2 tRNA genes and 2 rRNA genes are annotated in these 5253 nt (G+C 51.4%); all 4 read right to left on the reverse strand.

Annotated elements, in window-relative coordinates:
- Nucleotides 1-20 precede the first annotated feature (20 nt).
- Nucleotides 21-2912 (reverse strand): 23S ribosomal RNA (locus tag ACQR3R_RS30670).
- Between the two features lie 246 nt (nucleotides 2913-3158).
- A tRNA-Ala gene (locus tag ACQR3R_RS30675) sits at nucleotides 3159-3234 on the reverse strand.
- A 27-nt stretch (nucleotides 3235-3261) separates the two neighbouring features.
- Nucleotides 3262-3338: transfer RNA gene (locus ACQR3R_RS30680), tRNA-Ile, on the reverse strand.
- 82 nt (nucleotides 3339-3420) lie between these two features.
- Nucleotides 3421-4959: ribosomal RNA gene (locus ACQR3R_RS30685) — 16S ribosomal RNA — on the reverse strand.
- Together the 16S and 23S rRNA genes with 2 tRNA genes alongside form the textbook arrangement of a ribosomal RNA operon.
- Nucleotides 4960-5253 lie beyond the last annotated feature (294 nt).

A 5253-nucleotide genomic window follows, 5' to 3' on the forward strand; every position in this document is an offset into this window, starting at 1 on the left:
TCAAATTGCTTGGGTGTTATATGGTCAAGCCTCACGGGCAATTAGTATTGGTTAGCTCAACGCCTCACAGCGCTTACACACCCAACCTATCAACGTCGTAGTCTTCGACGGCCCTTCAGGGGACTCAAGGTCCCAGTGAGATCTCATCTTGAGGCTAGTTTCCCGCTTAGATGCTTTCAGCGGTTATCTATTCCGAACATAGCTACCCGGCAATGCCACTGGCGTGACAACCGGAACACCAGAGGTTCGTCCACTCCGGTCCTCTCGTACTAGGAGCAGCCCCTCTCAAATCTCAAACGTCCACGGCAGATAGGGACCGAACTGTCTCACGACGTTCTAAACCCAGCTCGCGTACCACTTTAAATGGCGAACAGCCATACCCTTGGGACCGGCTTCAGCCCCAGGATGTGATGAGCCGACATCGAGGTGCCAAACACCGCCGTCGATATGAACTCTTGGGCGGTATCAGCCTGTTATCCCCGGAGTACCTTTTATCCGTTGAGCGATGGCCCTTCCATACAGAACCACCGGATCACTAAGACCTACTTTCGTACCTGCTCGACGTGTCTGTCTCGCAGTCAAGCGCGCTTTTGCCTTTATACTCTACGACCGATTTCCGACCGGTCTGAGCGCACCTTCGTACTCCTCCGTTACTCTTTAGGAGGAGACCGCCCCAGTCAAACTACCCACCATACACTGTCCTCGATCCGGATAACGGACCTGAGTTAGAACCTCAAAGTTGCCAGGGTGGTATTTCAAGGTTGGCTCCACGCGAACTGGCGTCCACGCTTCAAAGCCTCCCACCTATCCTACACAAGCAAATTCAAAGTCCAGTGCAAAGCTATAGTAAAGGTTCACGGGGTCTTTCCGTCTAGCCGCGGATACACTGCATCTTCACAGCGATTTCAATTTCACTGAGTCTCGGGTGGAGACAGCGCCGCCATCGTTACGCCATTCGTGCAGGTCGGAACTTACCCGACAAGGAATTTCGCTACCTTAGGACCGTTATAGTTACGGCCGCCGTTTACCGGGGCTTCGATCAAGAGCTTCGCGTTAGCTAACCCCATCAATTAACCTTCCGGCACCGGGCAGGCGTCACACCCTATACGTCCACTTTCGTGTTTGCAGAGTGCTGTGTTTTTAATAAACAGTCGCAGCGGCCTGGTATCTTCGACCGGCATGGGCTTACGCAGTAAATGCTTCACCCTCACCGGCGCACCTTCTCCCGAAGTTACGGTGCCATTTTGCCTAGTTCCTTCACCCGAGTTCTCTCAAGCGCCTTGGTATTCTCTACCCAACCACCTGTGTCGGTTTGGGGTACGGTTCCTGGTTACCTGAAGCTTAGAAGCTTTTCTTGGAAGCATGGCATCAACCACTTCGTGTTCTAAAAGAACACTCGTCATCAGCTCTCGGCCTTAGAATCCCGGATTTACCTAAGATTCCAGCCTACCACCTTAAACTTGGACAACCAACGCCAAGCTGGCCTAGCCTTCTCCGTCCCTCCATCGCAATAACCAGAAGTACAGGAATATTAACCTGTTTTCCATCGACTACGCTTTTCAGCCTCGCCTTAGGGACCGACTAACCCTGCGTCGATTAACGTTGCGCAGGAAACCTTGGTCTTTCGGCGTGGGTGTTTTTCACACCCATTGTCGTTACTCATGTCAGCATTCGCACTTCTGATACCTCCAGCAAGCTTCTCAACTCACCTTCACAGGCTTACAGAACGCTCCTCTACCGCATCACCTAAGTGATACCCGTAGCTTCGGTGTATGGTTTGAGCCCCGTTACATCTTCCGCGCAGGCCGACTCGACTAGTGAGCTATTACGCTTTCTTTAAAGGGTGGCTGCTTCTAAGCCAACCTCCTAGCTGTCTAAGCCTTCCCACATCGTTTCCCACTTAACCATAACTTTGGGACCTTAGCTGACGGTCTGGGTTGTTTCCCTTTTCACGACGGACGTTAGCACCCGCCGTGTGTCTCCCATGCTCGGCACTTGTAGGTATTCGGAGTTTGCATCGGTTTGGTAAGTCGGGATGACCCCCTAGCCGAAACAGTGCTCTACCCCCTACAGTGATACATGAGGCGCTACCTAAATAGCTTTCGAGGAGAACCAGCTATCTCCGAGCTTGATTAGCCTTTCACTCCGATCCACAGGTCATCCGCTAACTTTTCAACGGTAGTCGGTTCGGTCCTCCAGTTAGTGTTACCCAACCTTCAACCTGCCCATGGATAGATCGCCCGGTTTCGGGTCTATTCCCAGCGACTAGACGCCCTATTAAGACTCGCTTTCGCTACGCCTCCCCTATTCGGTTAAGCTCGCCACTGAAAATAAGTCGCTGACCCATTATACAAAAGGTACGCAGTCACCCAACAAAGTGGGCTCCCACTGCTTGTACGCATACGGTTTCAGGATCTATTTCACTCCCCTCTCCGGGGTTCTTTTCGCCTTTCCCTCACGGTACTAGTTCACTATCGGTCAGTCAGTAGTATTTAGCCTTGGAGGATGGTCCCCCCATATTCAGACAAAGTTTCTCGTGCTCCGTCCTACTCGATTTCATGACTAAGAGATTTTCGCGTACAGGGCTATCACCCACTATGGCCGTACTTTCCAGAACGTTCCGCTAATCTCAAAGCCACTTAAGGGCTAGTCCCCGTTCGCTCGCCACTACTAAGGGAATCTCGGTTGATTTCTTTTCCTCAGGGTACTTAGATGTTTCAGTTCCCCTGGTTCGCTTCTTAAGCCTATGTATTCAGCTTAAGATACCTAACTTATGTTAGGTGGGTTCCCCCATTCAGACATCTCCGGATCAAAGTCTGTTTGCCGACTCCCCGAAGCTTTTCGCAGGCTACCACGTCTTTCATCGCCTCTGACTGCCAAGGCATCCACCGTATGCGCTTCTTCACTTGACCATATAACCCCAAGCAATCTGGTTATACTGTGAAGACGACATTCGCCGAAAATTCGAATTTCTCAACTAAGAGAACTCACAAATTTTACCTTAGCCTGATCCCACACCAGTGAAAGTGTGGTCCAGTCTATCTTTCTATCACATACCCAAATTTTTAAAGAACGAACTAGTCAAAGACTAGAAATCAACATTCACCATCTTACGATGGAATGCTCATTTCTAAGCTTTACACAAACAGAAGCAGTGGTGGTGGAGCCAAACGGGATCGAACCGTTGACCTCCTGCGTGCAAGGCAGGCGCTCTCCCAGCTGAGCTATGGCCCCGTATCTCTACAGGTTCCCACACAAAATTGGTGGGTCTGGGCAGATTCGAACTGCCGACCTCACCCTTATCAGGGGTGCGCTCTAACCAACTGAGCTACAGACCCAATTTCGGGCTGCTTCTTATCGTCTTCTTCAATGAATCAAGCAATTCGTGTGGGAACTTATGGAGCAGCTGATGTCGTCGATTAAGGAGGTGATCCAGCCGCAGGTTCCCCTACGGCTACCTTGTTACGACTTCACCCCAGTCATGAATCACACCGTGGTAACCGTCCTCCCGAAGGTTAGACTAGCTACTTCTGGTGCAACCCACTCCCATGGTGTGACGGGCGGTGTGTACAAGGCCCGGGAACGTATTCACCGCGACATTCTGATTCGCGATTACTAGCGATTCCGACTTCACGCAGTCGAGTTGCAGACTGCGATCCGGACTACGATCGGTTTTCTGGGATTAGCTCCACCTCGCGGCTTGGCAACCCTCTGTACCGACCATTGTAGCACGTGTGTAGCCCAGGCCGTAAGGGCCATGATGACTTGACGTCATCCCCACCTTCCTCCGGTTTGTCACCGGCAGTCTCCTTAGAGTGCCCACCATTACGTGCTGGTAACTAAGGACAAGGGTTGCGCTCGTTACGGGACTTAACCCAACATCTCACGACACGAGCTGACGACAGCCATGCAGCACCTGTCTCAATGTTCCCGAAGGCACCAATCTATCTCTAGAAAGTTCATTGGATGTCAAGGCCTGGTAAGGTTCTTCGCGTTGCTTCGAATTAAACCACATGCTCCACCGCTTGTGCGGGCCCCCGTCAATTCATTTGAGTTTTAACCTTGCGGCCGTACTCCCCAGGCGGTCAACTTAATGCGTTAGCTGCGCCACTAAGAGCTCAAGGCTCCCAACGGCTAGTTGACATCGTTTACGGCGTGGACTACCAGGGTATCTAATCCTGTTTGCTCCCCACGCTTTCGCACCTCAGTGTCAGTATCAGTCCAGGTGGTCGCCTTCGCCACTGGTGTTCCTTCCTATATCTACGCATTTCACCGCTACACAGGAAATTCCACCACCCTCTACCATACTCTAGCTCGACAGTTTTGAATGCAGTTCCCAGGTTGAGCCCGGGGATTTCACATCCAACTTAACGAACCACCTACGCGCGCTTTACGCCCAGTAATTCCGATTAACGCTTGCACCCTCTGTATTACCGCGGCTGCTGGCACAGAGTTAGCCGGTGCTTATTCTGTCGGTAACGTCAAAACACTTACGTATTAGGTAAATGCCCTTCCTCCCAACTTAAAGTGCTTTACAATCCGAAGACCTTCTTCACACACGCGGCATGGCTGGATCAGGCTTTCGCCCATTGTCCAATATTCCCCACTGCTGCCTCCCGTAGGAGTCTGGACCGTGTCTCAGTTCCAGTGTGACTGATCATCCTCTCAGACCAGTTACGGATCGTCGCCTTGGTGAGCCATTACCTCACCAACTAGCTAATCCGACCTAGGCTCATCTGATAGCGCAAGGCCCGAAGGTCCCCTGCTTTCTCCCGTAGGACGTATGCGGTATTAGCGTCCGTTTCCGAGCGTTATCCCCCACTACCAGGCAGATTCCTAGGCATTACTCACCCGTCCGCCGCTCGCCACCAGGTACAAGTACCCGTGCTGCCGCTCGACTTGCATGTGTTAGGCCTGCCGCCAGCGTTCAATCTGAGCCATGATCAAACTCTTCAGTTCAAACATCTTTGGGTTTTTAAGAAACCCTAAACTTGGCTCAGCAATCGTTGGTTACATCTTTGATTTCTCGCGGAGTAACTTGTGATGCTGATAATCTTGTTGACTATCAGTCTGACTCCACAAGCACCCACACGAATTGCTTGATTCAGTTGTTAAAGAGCGGGTGGTTAAGATCTTTCGTCTCAACCGAGGCGCGCATTCTACAGCAGCCTCTGTTGCTGTCAAGTGGTTATTTTCAGAAGTTTTCGAAGGTTTCTTCAACAACTTCAACCACTTGCGCTTTCGATCTCTCGT

It is taken from the genome of Gordonia sp. IEGM753, from assembly GCF_050321825.1.
Taxonomy (GTDB): Bacteria; Pseudomonadota; Gammaproteobacteria; order Pseudomonadales; family Pseudomonadaceae; genus Aquipseudomonas.